Genomic DNA, 19,833 nt, shown 5'->3' with positions numbered 1-19,833 from the left:
ATCTTCATTTGCCGCAAGGAGTCCGTACCCCATGACGTCCACCGTGCCCAACGCCGTCGAGCACGCAGCCGAGCACACAGGCGAGCAGCAGCCGCCGATCACCATGTTCGGACCGGACTTCCCGTACGCCTACGACGACTTCCTCGCCCATCCGGCGGGCCTGGGCCAGATCCCCGCGACCGAGCACGGCACCGAGGTCGCGGTGATCGGCGGCGGTCTGTCCGGCGTCGTCGCGGCGTACGAGCTGATGAAGATGGGACTGAGGCCCGTCGTGTACGAGGCCGACCGGATCGGCGGGCGGCTGCGGACCGTCGGCTTCGACGGCCCCGGCGCCGAAGGACTCACCGCCGAGATGGGCGCGATGCGCTTCCCGCCGTCCTCCACGGCGCTCCAGCACTACATCGACCTGGTGGGACTCGTGACCCGCCCCTTCCCCAACCCCCTTGCGGACGCCACCCCTTCGACCGTCGTCGACCTCAAGGGCGAGTCCCACTACGCCGAGACGATCGACGACCTCCCGCAGGTCTACCGTGACGTCGCCGAGGCCTGGAACAAGTGTCTTGAAGAGGGCGCCGACTTCTCCGACATGAACCGGGCCATGCGGGAGCGGGACGTGCCCCGCATCCGTGAGATCTGGTCGCAGCTCGTCGAGAAGCTCGACAACCAGACCTTCTACGGCTTCCTCTGCGACTCCGCGGCGTTCAGGTCCTTCCGGCACCGGGAGATCTTCGGCCAGGTCGGCTTCGGGACGGGCGGCTGGGACACCGACTTCCCGAACTCCATCCTGGAGATCCTGCGCGTTGTCTACACCGAGGCCGACGACCACCACCGGGGCATCGTCGGCGGTTCCCAGCAGCTGCCGCTCAGGCTGTGGGAGCGTGAGCCGGAGAAGATCGTGCACTGGCCGTACGGGACGTCCCTCAAGTCCCTGCACGAGAACGGCGACCCACGACCGGCCGTGACCCGGCTGCACCGCACCGCGGGCAACCGGATCACCGTGACGGACGCGGACGGCGACATCCGTACCTACCAGGCGGCGGTCTTCACCGCGCAGTCCTGGATGCTGCTGTCGAAGATCGACTGCGACGACTCGCTCTTCCCGATCGACCACTGGACCGCCATCGAGCGCACTCACTACATGGAGTCCAGCAAGCTCTTCGTGCCCGTCGACCGGCCCTTCTGGCTCGACAAGGACGAGCACACCGGCCGGGACGTCATGTCGATGACGCTCACCGACCGCATGACCCGCGGGACCTACCTCCTTGATGACGGCCCCGACAAGCCGGCCGTCATCTGCCTCTCCTACACCTGGTGCGACGACAGCCTCAAGTGGCTGCCGCTGTCGGCGAACGAGCGGATGGAGGTCATGCTGAAGTCGCTCGGCGAGATCTACCCGAAGGTCGACATCAGGAAGCACATCATCGGCAGCCCGGTGACGGTGTCCTGGGAGAACGAGCCGTACTTCATGGGCGCCTTCAAGGCGAACCTGCCCGGCCACTACCGCTATCAGCGGCGCCTGTTCACGCACTTCGTGCAGGACCGGCTGCCCGAGGACAAGCGGGGCGTCTTCCTCGCCGGCGACGACATCTCCTGGACGGCGGGCTGGGCCGAGGGCGCCGTCCAGACCGCGCTCAACGCGGTCTGGGGCGTCATGCACCACTTCGGCGGGGCGACGGACCCGGCCAACCCCGGGCCTGGCGACGTGTTCGACGAGATCGCCCCCGTCGAACTCCCCGAGGACTGACGAACTCCCCGAGGACTGACGGGATTTACATCCCCCGTCTCACACCCCCGCCGCCCGCGCCTTCTCGTACACCTCGGCGGCGAGGTCCTTGAGTTCCTCGGCGTCCCGCGGCGTGGCCTGCAGTTCGAGGAGGATCTCGTCCAGGCCGATCTCGGCGTGGGCCACGAGGTCCTCGACGATCTGCGCGACGTCACCCTGGAAGGGCTGGCGGTCCGCGCCGTCGTAGGCCTTGGGCGTGTGGACGGCGTTCACGCGCAGCACCGTCTGGATCGGCTCCTTGCGCCCGCGTTCGGCGGCGAGGTCCTGCAACTGGCGCCACTGCGCGGCGATCTGCTCGACGCCCATGCCCACCGGCAGCCAGCCGTCGGCGTGGTCGACGAGCCGTTGCTGGGCCTTCTTGTTGCTCGCGGCGAGCATGATCGGTATCGGCCGGGCCGGCTTCGGGCCGACCTCGGCGGAGGCTATCTTCGTGATCCGCCCGTCGTACGACACAGGGTCGGCGCCCCACACCGCGCGGCAGACCTCGATGATCTCGTCCAGCACCTGGCCGCGCTCCTCGATGGGGCGTACCCCGGAGGCCGCGTACTCGTCGACCGACCAGCCGGTGCCCAGGCCCGCTATGACCCGGCCGCCGCTCGCCGCGTCCAGTGTGGCGAGGGACTTGGCGAGCTGGAACGGCACGTGCAGCGGGGCCACCAGGACACTGGAGCCGAGCCGGGCGCGCTCGGTCGCCGCGGCGGCCAGGGTGAGGGTGACCAGAGGGTCGGCCACGTGACGGTACTGGTCGGGCCAGGGCAGGCCCTCGATGCCGTACAGGCCCTGCGTGGCCGGCTCGGGGAAGAGGGCCCGCTCGAAGACCCACAGACTCTCGTAACCGATCTGTTCGGCGGTTCGCGCCACCTCCGGTACGTCCTTGCCGATGTCGTACTGGCGCATCTGCGGAAGGCCGAGTCCGAGTCGCGTCGCCATGCCCTGTGCTCCTTTGCAAGAGGGGATGCACTAGTTCTCTTGTTGAACGTACAACGTTCACAAGGGAGTTCTGGAGCCCGGCGCGCGATCGGAACAGGAGTGGCCGAATCAGTTCGGCAGCGGCGTGAGCAGCATCCGTCCCGCGCACCCCACGGCGGCGTCCAGCCGCTCGGCGAACTCCTCGGCGAGATCGGGCAGTCCGCGCAGCGCCCACAGCGCGCGGGCCGCCGACCACGCGGCGTCGCGGGCCCGCTCCAGGCTCCACGAGCCGAAGAGGTGCGTGAGCGGATCGGTGAGCTGGAGGAGATCGGGGCCCGGCATCAGCTCTTCGCGGATGCGCTCCTCCAGCGAGACGAGGAGGGCACCCACGCGCTCGAACTCGTCCTCCAGCTCGGCGGGTTCGCAGCCGAGCGTACGACAGGCGTCCACGACGGCGAGCGCGAGATCGTGCCCGATGTGCGCGTTGATGCCCGAGAGCGCGAACTGCAGTGGCCGTACGCCGGGATGACGCCGGAACAGCAGCAGCGGCCGCCAGCAGGCGGGCGGACGCCCTCCCTCGGCCACCCCCAGATAGCGCTCGGCGAACCGCACGTCCAGCGTGATCGCGGCCCGGGCGTCCGGGAATCCGCCGGAGTCGACGCACTCGTCGATCGCCTCCGTGACGGCGAGGTAGACGCGGTTGAAGACGGCGACCCCGTCCTGTCTCGGCAAGGTCACGTCCAGGGCGCGCATACGGGCGACGACCCCGTCGACGGGAGTGGTGAAATGTTCCAACTGCGCCATAGGGGCAGGGTCCCAGCCCTACGCTGACGCCAGGACCGCCGGGCCGGGCATGTCCCCGGAACGGGGTAACGCCCACGGCGGAAAAAGGGGGGAGCACCACGTGTCAGGCTTACGTGCCCAGCGCCTGGCCGCACGCAGGGCCGAGCGCAGGCGCACCGCCCGGCGCGGCGTCATGGCCGCCGCGGCCTCGGTCGTCGCCGTCGTCGGAACCATCACGGGGATGGTCTCGGCGCTGAACGACGACGACCACCGGCCGGACGAGGCGCGCCCCCTGGTGACCCGTTCACCCAGCCTGCGGCCGCTGCCCGCCGTTACGCCGACGCCCTCCCCGTCACCCTCGTCGGCCTCCTCGGCCTCGCCGTCTCCGTCGCGGACGTCCGCGACGCCGAGCCCGAAGCCCGACGAGGAGGAGACGACGAAGACCGTGGCCGCGCCGGCCCGTCTCTACCGGCACCCCGACTCGCAGATCCTCGACTGGCTCGCCGGAAACCCGACCGACCCCCGGCTCGCGGTCATCAAGTCCCGGATCGCCGACCAGCCGGCCGCCGTCTGGTTCGCCGACTACACGCCGTCCACCATCGCCACCCGGGTCAGGGCGGTCACCTCGGGCGGGGCGGCGCTGGGACGGGTGCCGGTCGTCGTGCCGTACGCCATCCCGGACCGCGACTGCGGCGGCGCCTCGCAGGGCGGGGCGCCCGGCCTCGACGCCTACGACGCGTGGATCGACAGGTTCGCCGCGGGGCTCGGCTCCGACGAGGTCATCGTGATCCTGGAGCCCGACTCGATCGCCCAGTCCGACTGCCTGTCGTCCGGACAGCGCGTCGACCGGTTCGCCTCGCTGGCCCGTGCGGGCCGCGTCCTGAAGGCGGCGAACCCGAGGGCCCGGGTGTACTACGACGCCGGCCACTCCCAGTGGAACGCGCCGGACAAACAGGCCGCGCTGCTCGGCAAGGCGGGAGCCGCCTCGGCCGCGTCCTCCGACGGCGTCTTCAGCAACGTGTCCAACTTCAACCGCACGAGCGCCGAGGTCGCCTACACACGGGCGGTGCTGGACGCCCTCGGCGGTCCCCGCGGTCTGGGCGCCGTCATCGACACCAGCCGGAACGGCAACGGCGCCCCGGCCGACGGACAGTGGTGCGATCCGGCCGGCCGCAAGGTCGGGCAGCCACCGACCCTCGGCACCGGTGAGGCGCGTATCGACGCCTACCTGTGGGTCAAGCTGCCGGGCGAGTCGGACGGCTGCAAGGGCGCGGCCGGGACGTTCTCACCTGGGTACGCCTACGACCTGGCGCGCTGAGCCGCCGGGTCGCCGCCCGGCGCGGTGACCTTCGGCCGGTCGCGGTCGCCGGCGCGCAGGACGTTCGCGAAGGCCACGAGCCCGCAGGCCAGCACTGTCACCAGTCCGAACGACACCACCAGGCTGGTGGCCTGTGCGATCCCGCCGAGCACGCTGGGGGCGATCAGCCCCGAGGTGTAGGTGATGGTGGCGACGCCCGCGATGGCCTGGCTCGGGTTGGGGCCGCTGCGGCCCGCCGCCGCGAAGCACAGCGGCACGACGACGGCGATCCCGAGGCCGAGCAGCGCGAATCCGCTGATCGCCACCGCCGGGTGACCGGAGACGACGATCAGCAGGCCGCCGAGGGCGGCGAACACGCCCCCGGCGCGGACGGTTCGCACCGCGCCGAAGCGGTTCACCACCGCGTCGCCCGCGATCCGGGCGATCGCCATGGTCATCATGAACCCGGTCGTCGACGCCGCCGCGAGCCCGGCCGAGGTACCCAGCTGGTCGCGCAGATAGACCGCCGACCAGTCGAGGCTCGCCCCCTCCGCGAACACCGCGCAGAACCCGACCGCGCCGATCAGCAGCGCCGACCTGGGCGGCAGCGCGAACCTGGGCGGCGGCTCCTCGTCCTCGGCGGGCTTGAGGTCCAGCACCCAGTGGCAGGCGAGCACGGCGAAGGTGGTGAGGCACACGGCCGCGAGTGCGAAGTGCAGGCGCGCGTCCGAACCGAGATGTGCGGCGAGCGTGCCGGCCGCCGAGCCGACCAGGGCGCCGGCGCTCCACATGCCGTGCAGTCCGGACATGATCGACTTGTCGAGCCGCTGCTCGACCTCGACACCGAGGGCGTTCATGGCGACATCGGCCATGCCCGCCGTGGCGCCGTACGTGAACATGGCCAGGCACAGCGTGTACATGTTCGGCGCGAGCGAGGGCAGGACCAGCGCCAGGGTCCACAGCGTCATCAGGCCGCGCAGCGCGGTGCGACTGCCGAAGCGGTGGCTGATCCGGCCGGCGAGCGGCATGGAGCAGGAGGCGCCGAACGCCGTGAAGGCGAGGGCGAGCCCGAGCTGCCCCGCGCTGAGGCCGGCGTGGTCCTGGATCCACGGCACACGGGTCGCGAAGGACCCGGTGACGGCGCCGTGCACCGCGAACACGGCGGCCACGGCGTACCGGGCCCGCCGCACCTCGCGCAGGTCGTAGACCACCTCGCCCATCCTCGTCCCCTTCCCGGGCCGGTGCACACCGCACCCGCTCTCACCGAACCCACTCACTTACCCAGCCCTCACCGCGCCGCGTAAACTATCAGGAACCTTGCCTGATAGATAGGCGTCAATTGGGGCGCTCGGAAGGCCACGGGTCGCGCCCGCCAGTGATCTGGGAGGATCCCGGCATGCCCGCATCACCGAGCACAGCCCGGGCCATCAACGACCGGCTGGCCCTGAGACTCCTGCAGCAGGAGGGCCCGCTGACGGCAGGGCGGCTGAAGCAGCTCACCGGACTGTCCCGGCCCACTGTCGCCGACCTCGTGGAGCGCCTCTCCGCGGCCGGACTCATCGACGTCGTGGGCGAGTCGGGGGAGCAGCGCCGCGGACCCAACGCGCGTCTGTACGGGATCGTCGCCGACCGCGCGTACCTGGCGGCCCTCGACGTGCGCACCGAGGGAGTGACCGTCGTCATCGCCGACCTGCTCGGCAGGGAACTCGGCCGGGCGTCCCTGCCGATCGCGGACGACACCGGGACCGGACCCGCGGTGGAGCAGGCGGTCGCGCTGGTCGAGCGCGCGGCCAAGGAGGCGGGGGCAGACCCGCTGCACACCGTGGCCATCGGGGCCCCGGGCCTCATCGACCCCGCCACGGGCGAGCTGCGCGACTCGTCCGGACTGCCGGAGTGGCACCGCCGCCTGGTCGCGGCTCTCGGCGAACGCCTCCCGGCCCGGTTGATCGTCGAGAACGAGACGAACCTCGCCGCGCTCGCCGAACAGCGCGACGGCGCCGCCCAGGCCGGCGACACCTTCGTCCTGCTGTGGCTCGGCCTCGGCACCGGTGCGGCCGTCGTCCTCGACGGCCGCCTGCGCCGCGGCGCCTCCGGCGGCACCGGCGAGATCGGCTTCCTCCCGGTACCCGGCACGGCCACGCTCCCCTCGGCCACGGACTGTGCCGGGGGCTTCCACTCGCTCGGTGGCGACGCGGCCGTGGTGGCACTGGCCGGTGAGTTCGGGTTGGTGGAAGAGGGGAGGGGCGCCGGCGTGCGCGCGGCGACCCTCGTTCGGCGAGCCGTGGGGGAGGAGCCCGCAGAGGCCTCCCGCTTCCTCGACGCCCTGGCCGACCGGCTCACCGTAGGCGTGGCCTCGGTCGTCGCCGTCCTCGATCCAGGGTGCGTGGTGCTCGGAGGCGAGGTCGGTCAGGCGGGCGGGGCCGCGCTCGCGGCCCGGGTCGGCGAGCGGCTCGGGCGGATGTCGCCGCTGCCGACCGAGGTGCGGGCGAGTGCGCTCGGCGGGGATGCCGTGGTGCGTGGTGCGCTGCTGATGGCGCGGGAAGCCGCTCAGGACGAGCTGTTCGGGTCGCCGTCCGTGCGCTAGGGAGTCCTGGAACGAGGGGGTCTGGAGGAGCAAGGGGTCCTGTCGGAGCAAGGGGTCGCGTCGGCGAGCCCCCTCACTTCCGCGGTCCCGTGGCGAACCGGTCGGCCAGGTACGCCTCGAACGTGCCCTTCCCCACGGCCCGTTCCGGGGTCAGGTGACCGCCCGCCCGGAAGTCGCGGTATGCCTGCCCCGCGAGCGGGACGTTCATGATCGGCCGACGGCGACCGGTGGCCGCCAGGTAGGCGTGGGCCAGCTCCCGGAGCGTACGGACCTCGGGCCCGCCCATGTCCTCGACCCGCCCGGCGGGGCCGCCCGCGGCCAGCTCGGCCATGCGGTCGGCGACCTCGGCGACGGCGACCGGCTGGTCGCTCACCCCGGCCGGCAGGAGTATGACCGGCGACTTGGACAGCGCCTGGAAGAGCGTCACGAGCAGGTCGTGGAACTGGGTGGCGCGCAGGACCGTCCAGCCGAGCCCCGACCGCTCGACCTGCTGCTCCACGGCCAGCTTGGTCCGGTAGTAGCCGAACGGCACCCGGTCGACGCCGACGATCGAGATGTAGAGCAGATGGGCGACGCCCGCCTTGTGCGCGGCCCGGATCAGGTTCGCCGCCGCCTGCTCGTCGCCCCCGCGCGGAGTGCTCGCGCAGTGCACGATCGTGTCCACGCCCGCCACGGCCGCGTCCAGTCCGGGGCCACTCTCGCGCAGGTCGACGGCGTACGGCTGGGTGCGGCGGCTGAGGACGCGCACCTCGTGCCCCTTCCCGCGCAGCCGCTCCGTGACGAGTCGGCCGAGCGTTCCGGTTCCGCCGGTCACCAGGATCGTGGTCATGCTGTTCCGTCCCTTCGGGCATCGGGCGCACCCTCGTGGAACGCCCTGCAACAGCTGGGACCGAACAGCCTGGGGAAAATGTGACATCGTCGACCGGAAATGTCCTGGCGACTGCGGGAGGGCCGAGCGTGACCCGGCAGACCCGGCAGACCCGGCAGACCCGGCAGACCCGGCAGACCCGGCAGACCCGGCGGCGGGGCAAGGGCCGTCGTCACCGCCGCCGGGTGGCTCTTCGGGCGGACGCCGTGATCGCAGACCCTAAGAGGACTAGACCAGGCGGTCAAGAGGTCTGTACCAATTCAACGGAGTGTTGAAGTCCGGAAGTTGGGCCCTCTGGTGAGGCGTCCGAGAAGTCCAGAACGGGTGCCTGTGAGCCACCCCACATGATTCGGCCGCATGAGTGACGATCAGGCGTGGCACACTGGCCCTGTACCAGAAGCAGCGCACTCCGGGGTCGGTGAAAGTCCGAACCGGCGGTTACAGTCCGCGACCCGATCGCTTCCAGTGATCGGTTGACCAGGTGAAATTCCTGGACCGACGGTTAAAGTCCGGATGGGAGGCAGTGCGCGGCGGGCGGGCATACGTGCGCGCCGCCGTCTGTTTGTGGTCCGTCCTCGGGACGGGTCCCACGCGGCGTCGCTCTCCGTGCCGCAGTCCGCTCTATCTGTCGTCTTCGACAGCCCCGGAGTCCGTGCCCCACGAGGCAGGAGGACCCGGGAAGTGTTCACCGGAATCGTCGAAGAGCTGGGTGAGGTCACCGCCGTCGAGAATCTCGGCGACTCCTCCCGCTTCCGTCTGCGTGGCCCCGTCGTCACGCAGGGCGCACAGCACGGCGACTCCATCGCCGTCAACGGCGTCTGTCTCACGGTCGTGGAGTACGGGGACGACTGGTTCACCGCCGACGTCATGGCCGAGACGCTCGAACGCTCCAGCCTCGGCGCCCTGGCCGTCGGCTCCCGGGTCAACCTCGAACGCCCCATGGCGGTGGGCGCCCGCCTCGGCGGCCACATCGTCCAGGGACACGTCGACGGCACGGGCACGGTCCTCGAACGCAAGCCGTCCGAGAACTGGGAGATCGTGAAGATCTCACTCCCGGCCGACCTCTCCCGGTACGTCGTGGAGAAGGGCTCCATCACCGTCGACGGCATCAGTCTCACCGTCGTCGACGCCGGCCCCGACTACTTCACGGTCAGCCTCATCCCGACCACCCTCTCCCTCACCACCCTCGGCCACAAGCAGGCCGGCGACCCGGTCAACCTCGAGGTCGACGTCATCGCCAAGTACGTCGAGCGGCTCCTCGGCGACCGCGGGACCAGTCAGGGGGCCGACCGGTGAACTGGCTCAACTCCGAGGCGTTCGCGCTGTTCGGCCAGCACATCAAGTGGTCGGACATGATCGGCAACGTGATCGGCCTGATCGCCCTCGCGCTCGGCTGGCGCCGCTCCCTGTGGACCTGGCCCGCGCAGTTCCTGTCCGGTGTCATCCTCTTCGCGGCCTTCGCCACCGCCCACCTCTCCGGCAGCGCCGGCAAGCAGGTGGTCGTCATGCTCGTCGCCGTCTACGGCTTCTGGCAGTGGAACCGCGGCAGGGGACAGGCCCAGGACGGCTCCATCGCCGTACGGTTCGCCACCTGGCGCGAGCGCGGCTACCTGGCGGCGGCCGCCGCCCTCGGCACCCTTGCCGTCGGCGGCCTGTTCACCGCCTACCCGACCCTGTCCTGGGACCCCTGGCCGGACGCGTACATCTTCGTCGGCACGATCGTCGCCATGTACGCCCAGGCGCGCGGCATGGTCGAGTTCTGGTTCGCCTGGCTGCTCGTCGACCTCGTAGGCGTGCCCCTGAACTTCGCCAACGGCTTCGCCTTCTCCGGTTTCGTCTACGTCCTCTACGGCGCGCTGGTCCTGTGGGGCATGCGCGACTGGTGGCTGCGCTCCCGGCAGCCCACCTTGGAAGGAGCACCCGCATGACCACGGCGCCGATCCTCTACCGCACCGACACCATCGAGTCCTTCGCGCTCGACCCGGTCGAACAGGCCATCGCCGACATCGCGGCGGGCCGCCCCGTCGTGGTCGTCGACGACGAGGACCGGGAGAACGAGGGCGACCTCGTCATCGCCGCCGAGAAGGTCACCCCCGAGATCATCGCCTTCATGATGAGCGAGTGCCGGGGCATGATCTGCGCGCCCATGGAGGGCGACGAGCTGGACCGGCTCGAACTGCCCCAGATGGTGCAGCACAACACCGAGTCGATGCGCACCGCCTTCACGGTCACCGTCGACGCCGGACCCGAGCACGGCGTCACCACGGGCATCTCCGCCTCCGACCGCGCCACCACCCTCCAGTTGCTGGCGAGCGGCACGGCGCAGCCGAGTGACTTCGTCCGCCCCGGCCACATCTTCCCGCTGCGCGCCAGGCCCGGCGGCGTGCTCGTGCGCAACGGCCACACCGAGGCCGCCGTCGATCTCGCCCGGCTCGCGGGACTGCGCCCCTCGGGCGCCATCGTCGAGATCGCCGGTGAGGACGGCCGCATGCTGCGCCTGCCCGAACTCATCCCGTTCGCCCGCAAGCACGGCCTGTCGATCATCTCCATCGAGGACCTGATCGCCTACCGCCGCTCCTCGGAGCCCACCGTCCGCCGCGAGGCGAGGACCCACCTGCCCACCGCCTTCGGCGAGTTCACGGCCTACGGCTACCGCTCCACCGTCGACGGCGTCGAGCACGTCGCCCTCGTCCACGGCGACATCGGCGACGGCGAGGACGTCCTCGTCCGCGTCCACTCCGAATGCCTCACCGGTGACGTCCTGCACTCCCTGCGCTGCGACTGCGGTCCACAGCTTCAGACGTCGCTGGAGCGCATCGCGGCCGAGGGCCGGGGCGTGGTCGTCTACCTGCGCGGCCACGAGGGCCGCGGCATCGGCCTGCTGTCCAAACTGCGCGCGTACGAACTCCAGGAGCGCGGCAGCGACACGCTCGACGCGAACCTGGAACTCGGTCTGCCCGCCGACGCCCGTGACTACGGCGCCGGCGCCCAGATCCTCCAGGACCTCGGCGTCCACGGCGTGCGGCTGATGACCAACAACCCCGAGAAGACCGACGCGCTCACCCGCCACGGACTCAAGATCACCGACCGCGAGCCGATGCCCGTGAAGGCGGGCGAGCACAACCTCCGCTACCTGCGCACCAAGCGGGACCGGATGGGGCACGACCTGCCCTGGCTGGACACACCCGCCGTGTCCAGCTGCGGCAACCAGTAACCATCACCAGAGCCGTACCCAGAAGAACCACACGAGTCGTACCGAGCAAGGCACCGAGGAGAGACGTGAGCGGCAAGGGCGCACCCGAACTGAGCGTGAAGAACTGCGGCGACCTGCGCGTCGCGGTCATCGCCGCCCAGTGGCACGAGAAGGTCATGGACGGACTCGTCGACGGCGCCCTGCGCGCCCTCGGCGAGCTCGGCATCGACGAGCCGACCGTCCTGCGCGTCCCCGGCAGCTTCGAGCTCCCGGTCGTCGCCAAGGTCCTCGCGGGCCGCGGCTACGACGCGATCGTCGCCCTCGGCGTCGTCATCCGCGGCGGCACCCCCCACTTCGACTACGTGTGCCAGGGCGTCACCCAGGGCCTCACCCAGGTCTCCGTCGACACCGGCGTCCCCATCGGCTTCGGCGTACTGACCTGCGACACCGAGGAGCAGGCCCTGGACCGCGCCGGCATCGAGGGCTCCAACGAGGACAAGGGGCACGAGGCGGTCACGGCGGCCGTGGCGACCGCCGCCACGCTCCGCTCAGTATCCGAACCCTGGCGTTAGGTCCGGCGGCACACGCGTAAAGTGGGCGCCACCATGTCCAAGAAGACGTTCGAGGAGCTCTTCACCGAGCTCCAGCACAAGGCCGCCCACGGCGATCCCGCCACTTCACGCACCGCCGAACTGGTCGGCAAGGGCGTCCACGCCATCGGCAAGAAGGTCGTCGAAGAGGCCGCCGAGGTCTGGATGGCCGCCGAGCACGAGGGCAAGGAAGCCGCCGCCGAGGAGATCTCGCAGCTGCTGTACCACGTCCAGGTGATGATGGTCGCGCGCGGGATCTCCCTCGACGACGTCTACGCGCACCTCTGATACGACCGCCGCTGCTACGACCGCCTCTGATACGCCCACCGTCGAGCCGCCCGCCTCTGAGCCGTACCCGCACCACATCCCCGTCCAGCACCACGCGAAGGAAGCCATCTCATGTTGCGCATCGCCGTCCCCAACAAGGGTTCACTCTCCGGCCCTGCGGCGGAGATGCTCCATGAGGCGGGCTACCAGCAGCGCCGCGAGTCCAAGGAACTGCGCATCGTCGACCCGGAGAACGAGGTGGAGTTCTTCTACCTCCGCCCCCGCGACATCGCGATCTACGTCTCCTCCGGCCAGCTCGACATCGGCATCACCGGCCGCGACCTGCTGATCGACTCCGGCGCCAACGCGGAGGAGATCCTCCCCCTCGGCTTCGCCCGCTCCACGTTCCGCTTCGCCTCCAAGCCGGGCGCGGCCAGTGGCCTCGCGGACCTGAACGGCATGACGGTCGCCACCTCCTACGAGGGCATCGTCGGCAAGCACCTCGCCGACAACGGCATCGACGCCTCCGTCGTCCACCTCGACGGCGCCGTCGAGACCGCCATCGAACTCGGTGTCGCCGAGGTCATCGCGGACGTCGTCGAGACCGGCACCTCACTGCGCAATGCCGGTCTCGAGGTCTTCGGCGAGCCCATCATGAAGTCCGAGGCCATCGTGATCCGCCGCGTCGGCGCGGACTCCGAGGGGGAGGCGGAGCCCAAGGTGCAGCAGTTCCTGCGCCGCCTCCAGGGCGTCCTCGTGGCCCGGACGTACGTGATGATGGACTACGACTGCCGCGTCGAGCAGCTGGAGAAGGCCGTCGCGCTCACCCCCGGCCTGGAGTCGCCGACCGTCTCGCCGCTGCACAACGAGGGCTGGGTCGCCGTCCGCGCGATGGTCCCCGCCAAGGAGGCCCAGCGGATCATGGACGACCTGTACGACCTCGGCGCGCGGGCCATTCTGACCACGGCCATCCACGCCTGCCGTCTGTGACCTCGAGGACCCGTTGAAGGACCCGTTGACGATGTCGGATCTGCCAGACCGTCCCGCTCTCCCGGTCACGTTCCGCCCGGGCCGCACCCGGGCCGTCCTGCTCACGGCGAGCATCGCGATCTTCGCCGTCATCACGGTGATCGCGATGCTGCTGGAGCAGCTCAGTCCGGGGGAGCGGATGAGTTTCGTCTTCACCGGCGCGCTGCTCGGCGGCGTGCTGGTCCTCTTGTCCCGGCCCAAGGTCGTCGCCGACGAGTCCGGGGTCACCGTGGTCAACATCGTCGGCAGGCGGCGCCTGGCGTGGGCGGAGATCGTCCAGGTGAACCTCCGCCCCGGCGACCCGTGGGTGTTCCTCAACCTCAGCGACGGCACCAGCCTGCCCGCGCTCGGCATCCAGCCGGGCATCGCCAAGAAGCGCGCGATCGAGGACGCCCGCACGCTGCGGGCGCTCGCGGAAGCCCGCACGATCGGGGACCGCGAGACACGTCAGGGGTAATTCATGGCACGTTCAGGGTCGCCTTGGGGGATTCGCCCCTGCCGTACAACCCCATGTCTTGATTAATCTGGTGGCGGAGGCGTGTCCTTTGCGCCACCGCCCCTGTAGCGCCGCCCGGCGTGCAGGGGTTCCTGCTACCCGAGGAGTGACTCCCTCCGGCGATGGACGGATCGTCCTGCAGTACCTGCGCCGCCCCCTCCCGACATAGCACGGACCGCGTCCGTATCGGCTGTGCGGAGGCGGCGGCATCATGACCACCCCCCTGCTGCTCCTCGGAGCGGCGTTCCTGCTGATTCTCGCCAACGGCTTCTTCGTGGCGGCCGAGTTCGGCCTCGTGACGGTCGAGCGGCCGGACGCGGAGCAGGCGGCTGCCGAGGGCGACCGGCGGGCCCAGAAGGTCGTGGGCGCGCTCAAGGAGCTGTCCTTCCAGCTCTCCGGCACCCAGCTCGGCATCACCATCACCTCGCTCGTGGTCGGCATGCTCGCCGAACCGGCGCTCGCCGAGCTGCTGCACGGCCCTTTCACCGCGATCGGCATACCCGAGGGCGCCGTCTCCGGTGTCGCCGTGGTCGTCGGCATGCTGCTGGCCTCGGCCGTGCAGATGGTGGTCGGCGAGCTCGTGCCCAAGAACTGGGCGGTGTCCCGGCCGCTGCAGGTCGCCCGCTTCGTCGCGGGCCCCCAGCACGTCTTCTCCCGCCTCTTCCGTCCGGTGATCGCCGGACTCAACGCGGTCGCCAACCGGCTGGTGCGCGCCCTGGGCGTCGAGCCCGCCGAGGAGCTGGCCTCCGCGCGCACCCCCGGCGAGCTCGTCTCCCTGGCCCGGCACTCGGCTCAGGCCGGCGCGCTGGAACAGGACACGGCGGACCTCTTCGTACGGACGCTGTCCCTGGCCGATCTGACCGCGGAGAACGTGATGACGCCGCGCGTGAAGGTGAGCGCGCTGCAGTCCTCCGCCACGGCCGAGGACGTCGTCAACCTCACTCGCGCCACGGGTCTGTCCCGCTTCCCGGTCTACCGGGAGCGCATCGACGAGATCGTCGGCATGGCGCACCTGAAGGACGCGCTCGCGATCCCCGCGCAGGATCGGTTGCGCACCCCGGTCGGACGCATCGCGCAAGCACCTCTCCTGGTTCCCGAGACGCTGCCCGTGCAGCCGCTCCTGGCCCGGCTGCGCAGCGAACAACCCATCGCCGTCGTCGTCGACGAGTACGGCGGCACGGCCGGCGTCGTGACCCTGGAGGACATCGTCGAGGAACTGGTGGGCGAGGTGCGCGACGAGCACGACGGCCACGACCTGCCCGAGCTCGCCGTAGCCCCGCCCGAGGACGGGCGCCCCGCGTGGGACGCCGACGGGAGCTGCCGCGTCGACGTGCTCCAGCGCATAGGCCTGGATGTCCCCGAGGGCCCCTACGAGACGGTGGCGGGCCTCGTCGCCGACCTGCTCGGCCGTATCCCGGCCCCCGGCGACAGGGCCGAACTGCCCGGCTGGCGGCTGTCGGTGCGACAGGTCGACCACTACCGGGCGGAGCGGGTACGGCTCGTCCGTACGGCGTCGGCCACGGAGGAGGGGCCTGCTGTGGTTGGACCGGCTGGAGGGGCATCGACTGAGAAGGGGTCGGCTGAGGAGGGCCTGGTTGCGGAGGCTTCGCCTGTTGCGGAGGGCGCCTCCGCCGTCGGAACGACCTCCACGGGGAATGCGGCTCCTCACACTGACGCAGAGCCTGTCACGGACACCGAACCCGTCACGGACACCGAGCCTGTCACGGACAGCGCTCCCGCCCCGGCCCCCGCCCCCGCTCCTGTCGCGGAGGCGGCCCGATGAGCGTGCTCCAACTTCTCTTCGCCCTGCTGCTCGTGCTCGCCAACGGATTCTTCGTCGGCGCGGAGTTCGCCCTGGTCTCCGTCCGCCGCAGCCAGATCGAACCGCTGGGCACCGCGCGGGCGCGGCAGGTGCTGTACGGCCTGGAGCGGTTGCCGCAGATGATGGCCGCCGCACAGTTCGGCATCACCATGTGCTCGCTGACACTGGGCGCGGTGGCCGAGCCGACGGTGGCGCGGCTGCTGGAGCCCGTCTTCGAGGCGATCCACCTCCCTCACGGCATGATCCACCCTCTGGGCTATGTGATCGCGCTCGCCGTGGTCGTCTTCCTGCACCTCGTCATCGGTGAGATGGTGCCGAAGAACCTGGCGATGGCGGCGCCCGAGAAGACGGCGCTGTGGTTGAGCCCGGGGCTCGTCGCGTTCGCGCGTCTGTGCAGGCCGGTGACGGCGGGGCTCGGTGCCTGTGCGCGGGTCGTCCTGAAGCTCTTCCGCGTCGAGCCCAAGGACGAGGTGGAGGCGGTCTTCACCAGCGAGCAGCTCAACCGTCTGGTGGAGGACTCCGGGCAGGCGGGTCTGCTGGATCCCGAGGAGCAGGAGCGGCTGGAGGACGCCCTGGAGCTGGGTTCCCGCCCGGTCACGGACGTCCTGCTGAACGGCGAGTCCCTGGTGACGGTGGGTCCGTCGGTGACAGCGGCACAGATCGTGGCGCTGACGGCCCGTACGGGCTACTCGCGCTTCCCGGTGGTGGCGGAGAACGGTGCCTTCATGGGCCGCTACCTGCACGTCAAGGACGTCCTCGATCTGGAGGACTCCGACCGGGCGGTTCCGCAGAAGGTGTGGCGTCCCATGACCACGCTCGGTTCCGAACTCCCTCTGGACGACGCCCTCACGGTCATGCGTCGTGCTGCCACGCATCTGGCCCAGGTGGCCGATCCGTCGGGGAGGATCGTGGGGCTGGTCGCTCTGGAGGACGTACTGGAGCTGCTGGTGGGCGAGGTGCGGGATCCGGCCCACCGTGATCTGGCCCCGCCCCGTGTGACGGAACCCCGCCCCAGCGGTGCCCCGGAGGGGGCGCTGACGGCGTAACGGCCGGGGGCGGCCGGAGGTTTTCCTCGCCCCCGCCGCCCCTACCCGTCCCTCCCCCACTCTCGGCTCCGCTCGAGCGGGGGGACCCCCATCCGGGGCTCCGCCCCGGACCCCGCTCCTCGAACTCCCCCAGCTACCGCTGGGAGGTGCCCCCAAGGGGCTGGAAAATCCAGCCCCTCCGGCGTTTGAGGACGAGGCCGTCAGGCCGAGAGCGGGGCCCCCACCCCGCCACACTCACATCGCCGACGGATCCTGAGGCCCCCGCCCCGAAAGAACCTCCCCGTACGCCTGCATCAGATCCGGAAGCCGAAGTGTCGACAAGTCGTCGCGGGTCGGCATGCCCGGATACCCCGACAGGCGCAGATCACGGTACGCACAGCTCTTCTCGTAGAGCGTGCGCAGGAACCGCCCGTTGCCGAGCTCGTCGATCCACCCCTGCTCCACGACGTGCCCGCTGATGGAGCGCAGCTCGTCGAGCGCCTCCTCGTCCCACACGTCACCGTTCTCCGCGGCGAGCACCTCACCGATCGACGTGAGCTCCAAGGGTCTGTAGGAGGGAAAGTCGACGCGGGTCGTGAAGCGGGACGACAGACCCGGGTTGGCGGCGAGCAGCCGGTCCATGCCCTCCGGATAGCCCGCGAGGATCACGACGAGGTGGTCGCGGTTGTCCTCGGCACGCTTCAGCAGCACCTGCAGCGCCTCGTCCCCGTACGCGTCCCCCTTGCCGTAGCCGGAGTTGGACAGCGAGTACGCCTCGTCCACGAACAGCACGCCACCGATCGCCGAGTCGATCAGCTCGTTGGCCTTCACCGCCGTCTGGCCCAGGTACTCGCCCACCAGATCGGCGCGCTGGGCCTCCACCAGATGGTCGCCGCCGAGCAGACCGAGGGCGTAGAAGACCCGGCCCAGGATGCGCGCGACCGTCGTCTTGCCCGTCCCCGAGGGGCCGGAGAAGACGAAGTGGCGTTTGGGAGGTTGGACGGGTAAGCCCTGCCCCGCCCGCAGCCGCGCCATGTTCAGCTGCGCCGAGAGCGCCTTGACCTGGCGCTTCACCGGCTCCAGCCCCACCATGCGCTCCAGCTCGGCGAGCGCCTCCTCCAGCAGTGCCGGATCGGTCGGTCCGGCCGGCAGCGGCTGCACGGGCACCACGGCCTTCTCCCGCACCACGGTGTCGACCGTCTCGGGCGGCAGTCCACCGGGCGGCGGCAGATCCGGCTCCGAGAGCTTCATGTCCCGGCCGTCGACCCCGAACAGCGGGTCCACGCCGTCCGGCCCGTCCATCATGTCCCCGACCCCGGTCAGCGCCATCGCCGCGAGGTCCGTCGCGTCGTCGTACCCGTCCCCCTCCGCGATCGCCGCGAGCCGGGCGGAGGTGTCCATGAACGCGGGGTCCACCCGGTGCACGGCCCGGTACAGGGGGAGTGCGGCGGCGGACCGGCCCGTCCCCTCGTGCGCCCGCGCCAGCCAGTACCGCAGCTCCTTGCGCTGCGGCTGTTCGCTGCGACAGCGCATGAGCGCCGTGGACAGCAGCGGCTCCGCCTGGCCGTACATCTCCAGACGGACCCGGGCCATGCCGCCGAAGAGTCCCGCCTCGATGCCGAGCATGGCGTCATTGATCAAGGGGTCCGTGTGCCGGACCAGCTGTTCCCAGTCCTTGACGAGATAGGCGCGGCACGCGTGCAGGAAGCGGACCTGGGTGTCGGTGTCCACCGGCGGCAGCCCGGCCAGCGCCCGGTCCAGCTCCGGGACGTGGCGGCCGTCCAGCCAGTGCGAGGCGTGGGCCAGCAACAGATCGCGAGGGCTCTCCAGGACCGGCTGCACCCACCAGCCCAGCCAGTACCAGGAGTTGAGGGTGCGCCGGTGCCGGGCGCGCTGTTCCCCGAAGCGCTCCCGGTGCCGGAACATCCTCAGCAGCGCGGTCGTCGTGTCCACCCGCAGCGCGTGGAGCCCCAGCCAGCCGTCGGCCATCCCGGGATCCATCCGCACCGCGGCGCGGAACTCCTCCTCGGCCTGCGGATAGGCGCCCATCGTGTAGGCGTCCACACCTCGCAGCCAGGCGAGGTCGGCCGGGGCCTCGGGGCCCCGCGTGCCGAAATCCATCACGTCCCCCACAAACCGTGCCCCCGTCGGTATGCCGCCGGGCCGGTGCCCGTGGCAGCCTTCGTCGAACCGCTGTGCCGCGGACGGGAGTTGCATCGGTGCGTTTCTGCAGCCGTCCGAAGGTCGCACCGATGGCATCGTACCTGCGGCTCGGTCGCCCATCGAAGGGTGCCGCACGGCCCGTCTTGCGAGGTGGGGGCGGACGGGTGCCCACTGCGCTCGGTGACCGAGGGTGAACAAGTTGTGTTCTGCGCGGCCCGGAAGGGAGGGGTGCGGGCAGAACGAAGCCCCCGATCACGGGGGAACAACCGGGGGCTTCGCGTCTGAGGCGGTCTCGAATGACCGCACATTGAGAACGTAAGTCCTGTACGGGCCCCGGGTCAAGCCGAGTTGAAGCACTCGGACAAGTTCCTCCGCAAGGCTCTTCACGAGTTCAGCACACTGCGGACGGGCCGTTACCGTGCGTGAGGAACAAGGTCGATTCTGCAGTCCCGGCAGGTCCCGGCAGCAACATGTACCCCTCTGGTCGCTGCTGAACCAGAAGGTCGGCATGGGGCCGGGACGGATCCTCGGTGAAATGCAGACGCTCCGCTGCGACCCACCCGGCCCAGAACTCCCGCTGCTCCTCCCCGTCCCGTGAGCGCCCCCGTGTCCATGCCTCCTCGTTCGACACCTCCAGCCACAGCAGCCGCGCCAGGTACGGCCTCAGCGCGCGGCGGCCCGCGCCCACCCCTTCGACCAGGACGACCGGTGCGGGCGGCAACGGGCGGGGTGCGCCGAAGTTCCGCGCGCGCCAGTCGTAGGGGAGATAGTGCGCCGTCTCGCCGCGGTCGAGCGGTTCGATCACCTGGCTGAGCAGCCGCCCGGTCCAGCCGAAGAGTTCCTCGTGCGTGGCGATGTCGTCCAGATGCAGCACGGGAGCGTCGTCGAGCGCGGCGGCCAGCCGCCCGGCGAAGGTCGTCTTCCCGGAGCCCGCGTGGCCGTCGATTCCGATCAGACGAACCGGTCCGCAGGAGGGCGGCAGTCCGCGCAGGCTTTCGGCTAGGGCGTGAATGGCGATTTCCCG

At 70.8% G+C, this 19,833-nt stretch carries 18 protein-coding genes and 1 riboswitch; of the genes, 12 read left to right on the top strand and 6 right to left on the bottom strand.

Going from position 1 to position 19,833, the window contains the following annotated elements; genetic code table 11:
* Positions 1 to 31 precede the first annotated feature (31 nt).
* The gene (locus tag AB0959_RS20530) at positions 32 to 1,744 is read left to right on the top strand and encodes an NAD(P)/FAD-dependent oxidoreductase (protein ID WP_366827857.1); all 1,713 of its coding nucleotides are present in this window, start codon (positions 32 to 34) and stop codon (positions 1,742 to 1,744) included.
* Positions 1,745 to 1,783: 39 nt separating this feature from the next.
* On the opposite strand, the gene AB0959_RS20525 is transcribed toward AB0959_RS20530, so the two are convergent.
* Entirely contained in the window at positions 1,784 to 2,713 is a 930-nt protein-coding gene (locus AB0959_RS20525) for an LLM class F420-dependent oxidoreductase (protein WP_366827856.1), read from the bottom strand.
* Between the two features lie 108 nt (positions 2,714 to 2,821).
* On the bottom strand, positions 2,822 to 3,496 hold the full coding sequence (locus AB0959_RS20520; RefSeq protein ID WP_366827855.1) for a DUF5995 family protein: 675 nt from the start codon (positions 3,494 to 3,496) through the stop codon (positions 2,822 to 2,824).
* 172 nt (positions 3,497 to 3,668) lie between these two features.
* On the opposite strand from AB0959_RS20520, the gene AB0959_RS20515 reads away from it, so the two are divergent.
* Positions 3,669 to 4,793 (top strand): glycoside hydrolase family 6 protein, encoded by a 1,125-nt coding sequence (locus AB0959_RS20515; protein WP_366827949.1) that lies wholly within the window; start codon positions 3,669 to 3,671, stop codon positions 4,791 to 4,793.
* Here AB0959_RS20515 and AB0959_RS20510 read toward each other — a convergent pair.
* Positions 4,775 to 5,992, bottom strand: coding sequence for an MFS transporter (locus tag AB0959_RS20510; protein ID WP_366827854.1), 1,218 nt, complete (start codon positions 5,990 to 5,992; stop codon positions 4,775 to 4,777). The genes AB0959_RS20515 and AB0959_RS20510 overlap by 19 nt on opposite strands.
* Positions 5,993 to 6,168: 176 nt before the next feature.
* Here AB0959_RS20510 and AB0959_RS20505 point away from each other — a divergent pair, with 176 nt between their 5' ends.
* Positions 6,169 to 7,356, top strand: a complete 1,188-nt coding sequence (locus AB0959_RS20505) for an ROK family transcriptional regulator (protein WP_366827853.1) — start codon at positions 6,169 to 6,171, stop codon at positions 7,354 to 7,356.
* A 73-nt stretch (positions 7,357 to 7,429) separates the two neighbouring features.
* On the opposite strand, the gene AB0959_RS20500 is transcribed toward AB0959_RS20505, so the two are convergent.
* Entirely contained in the window at positions 7,430 to 8,185 is a 756-nt protein-coding gene (locus tag AB0959_RS20500) for an NAD(P)H-binding protein (RefSeq protein ID WP_366827852.1), read from the bottom strand.
* Between the two features lie 439 nt (positions 8,186 to 8,624).
* A riboswitch (FMN riboswitch) is annotated at positions 8,625 to 8,755 on the top strand.
* A 150-nt stretch (positions 8,756 to 8,905) separates the two neighbouring features.
* On the opposite strand from AB0959_RS20500, the gene AB0959_RS20495 reads away from it, so the two are divergent.
* From AB0959_RS20495 to AB0959_RS20455, 9 genes are all read left to right on the top strand, one after another.
* Positions 8,906 to 9,520 carry a riboflavin synthase gene (locus AB0959_RS20495; protein ID WP_366827851.1) on the top strand — a complete coding sequence of 205 codons (615 nt, stop codon included), beginning with the start codon at positions 8,906 to 8,908 and terminating at the stop codon, positions 9,518 to 9,520.
* Entirely contained in the window at positions 9,517 to 10,152 is a 636-nt protein-coding gene (locus AB0959_RS20490; RefSeq protein WP_366827850.1) for a nicotinamide mononucleotide transporter family protein, read from the top strand. Before AB0959_RS20495 ends, AB0959_RS20490 begins: the two co-directional genes overlap by 4 nt.
* Entirely contained in the window at positions 10,149 to 11,438 is a 1,290-nt protein-coding gene (locus AB0959_RS20485; RefSeq protein ID WP_366827849.1) for a bifunctional 3,4-dihydroxy-2-butanone-4-phosphate synthase/GTP cyclohydrolase II, read from the top strand. Before AB0959_RS20490 ends, AB0959_RS20485 begins: the two co-directional genes overlap by 4 nt.
* Positions 11,439 to 11,503: 65 nt before the next feature.
* On the top strand, positions 11,504 to 11,989 hold the full coding sequence (gene ribH / locus AB0959_RS20480) for a 6,7-dimethyl-8-ribityllumazine synthase (protein ID WP_366827848.1): 486 nt from the start codon (positions 11,504 to 11,506) through the stop codon (positions 11,987 to 11,989).
* Positions 11,990 to 12,022: 33 nt separating this feature from the next.
* Positions 12,023 to 12,295, top strand: coding sequence for a phosphoribosyl-ATP diphosphatase (locus tag AB0959_RS20475; protein WP_016434182.1), 273 nt, complete (start codon positions 12,023 to 12,025; stop codon positions 12,293 to 12,295).
* Positions 12,296 to 12,406: 111 nt separating this feature from the next.
* Positions 12,407 to 13,264, top strand: coding sequence for an ATP phosphoribosyltransferase (gene hisG, locus AB0959_RS20470; RefSeq protein ID WP_366827847.1), 858 nt, complete (start codon positions 12,407 to 12,409; stop codon positions 13,262 to 13,264).
* Between the two features lie 31 nt (positions 13,265 to 13,295).
* Complete coding sequence (locus AB0959_RS20465) at positions 13,296 to 13,760, top strand: PH domain-containing protein (RefSeq protein ID WP_366827846.1); 465 nt, start codon at positions 13,296 to 13,298, stop codon at positions 13,758 to 13,760.
* Positions 13,761 to 14,010: 250 nt separating this feature from the next.
* Positions 14,011 to 15,582 carry a hemolysin family protein gene (locus AB0959_RS20460; RefSeq protein WP_366827845.1) on the top strand — a complete coding sequence of 524 codons (1,572 nt, stop codon included), beginning with the start codon at positions 14,011 to 14,013 and terminating at the stop codon, positions 15,580 to 15,582.
* Positions 15,579 to 16,667 carry a hemolysin family protein gene (locus tag AB0959_RS20455; protein ID WP_366827844.1) on the top strand — a complete coding sequence of 363 codons (1,089 nt, stop codon included), beginning with the start codon at positions 15,579 to 15,581 and terminating at the stop codon, positions 16,665 to 16,667. Before AB0959_RS20460 ends, AB0959_RS20455 begins: the two co-directional genes overlap by 4 nt.
* A 234-nt stretch (positions 16,668 to 16,901) precedes the next feature.
* On the opposite strand, the gene AB0959_RS20450 is transcribed toward AB0959_RS20455, so the two are convergent.
* Positions 16,902 to 18,767 carry an AAA family ATPase gene (locus tag AB0959_RS20450; protein ID WP_366827843.1) on the bottom strand — a complete coding sequence of 622 codons (1,866 nt, stop codon included), beginning with the start codon at positions 18,765 to 18,767 and terminating at the stop codon, positions 16,902 to 16,904.
* Positions 18,768 to 19,200: 433 nt separating this feature from the next.
* Positions 19,201 to 19,821, bottom strand: coding sequence for a hypothetical protein (locus tag AB0959_RS20445; RefSeq protein ID WP_366827948.1), 621 nt, complete (start codon positions 19,819 to 19,821; stop codon positions 19,201 to 19,203).
* Positions 19,822 to 19,833 lie beyond the last annotated feature (12 nt).

Source organism: Streptomyces sp. NPDC046862 (assembly GCF_040704615.1).
Lineage (GTDB): Bacteria > Actinomycetota > Actinomycetes > Streptomycetales > Streptomycetaceae > Streptomyces.
Note: the sequence above shows the minus strand (reverse complement) of the source record. Positions and strands in the feature narration are given on the sequence as shown.

Coding starts and splice junctions, on each gene's coding strand:
- AB0959_RS20530 (WP_366827857.1), top strand. CDS start 32: ATGACGTCCACCGTGCCCAACGCCGTCGAGCACGCAGCCGAGCACACA.
- AB0959_RS20525 (WP_366827856.1), bottom strand. CDS start 2,713: ATGGCGACGCGACTCGGACTCGGCCTTCCGCAGATGCGCCAGTACGAC.
- AB0959_RS20520 (WP_366827855.1), bottom strand. CDS start 3,496: ATGGCGCAGTTGGAACATTTCACCACTCCCGTCGACGGGGTCGTCGCC.
- AB0959_RS20515 (WP_366827949.1), top strand. CDS start 3,669: ATGGCCGCCGCGGCCTCGGTCGTCGCCGTCGTCGGAACCATCACGGGG.
- AB0959_RS20510 (WP_366827854.1), bottom strand. CDS start 5,992: ATGGGCGAGGTGGTCTACGACCTGCGCGAGGTGCGGCGGGCCCGGTAC.
- AB0959_RS20505 (WP_366827853.1), top strand. CDS start 6,169: ATGCCCGCATCACCGAGCACAGCCCGGGCCATCAACGACCGGCTGGCC.
- AB0959_RS20500 (WP_366827852.1), bottom strand. CDS start 8,185: ATGACCACGATCCTGGTGACCGGCGGAACCGGAACGCTCGGCCGACTC.
- AB0959_RS20485 (WP_366827849.1), top strand. CDS start 10,149: ATGACCACGGCGCCGATCCTCTACCGCACCGACACCATCGAGTCCTTC.
- AB0959_RS20475 (WP_016434182.1), top strand. CDS start 12,023: ATGTCCAAGAAGACGTTCGAGGAGCTCTTCACCGAGCTCCAGCACAAG.
- hisG (WP_366827847.1), top strand. CDS start 12,407: ATGTTGCGCATCGCCGTCCCCAACAAGGGTTCACTCTCCGGCCCTGCG.
- AB0959_RS20465 (WP_366827846.1), top strand. CDS start 13,296: ATGTCGGATCTGCCAGACCGTCCCGCTCTCCCGGTCACGTTCCGCCCG.
- AB0959_RS20460 (WP_366827845.1), top strand. CDS start 14,011: ATGACCACCCCCCTGCTGCTCCTCGGAGCGGCGTTCCTGCTGATTCTC.
- AB0959_RS20455 (WP_366827844.1), top strand. CDS start 15,579: ATGAGCGTGCTCCAACTTCTCTTCGCCCTGCTGCTCGTGCTCGCCAAC.
- AB0959_RS20450 (WP_366827843.1), bottom strand. CDS start 18,767: ATGGATTTCGGCACGCGGGGCCCCGAGGCCCCGGCCGACCTCGCCTGG.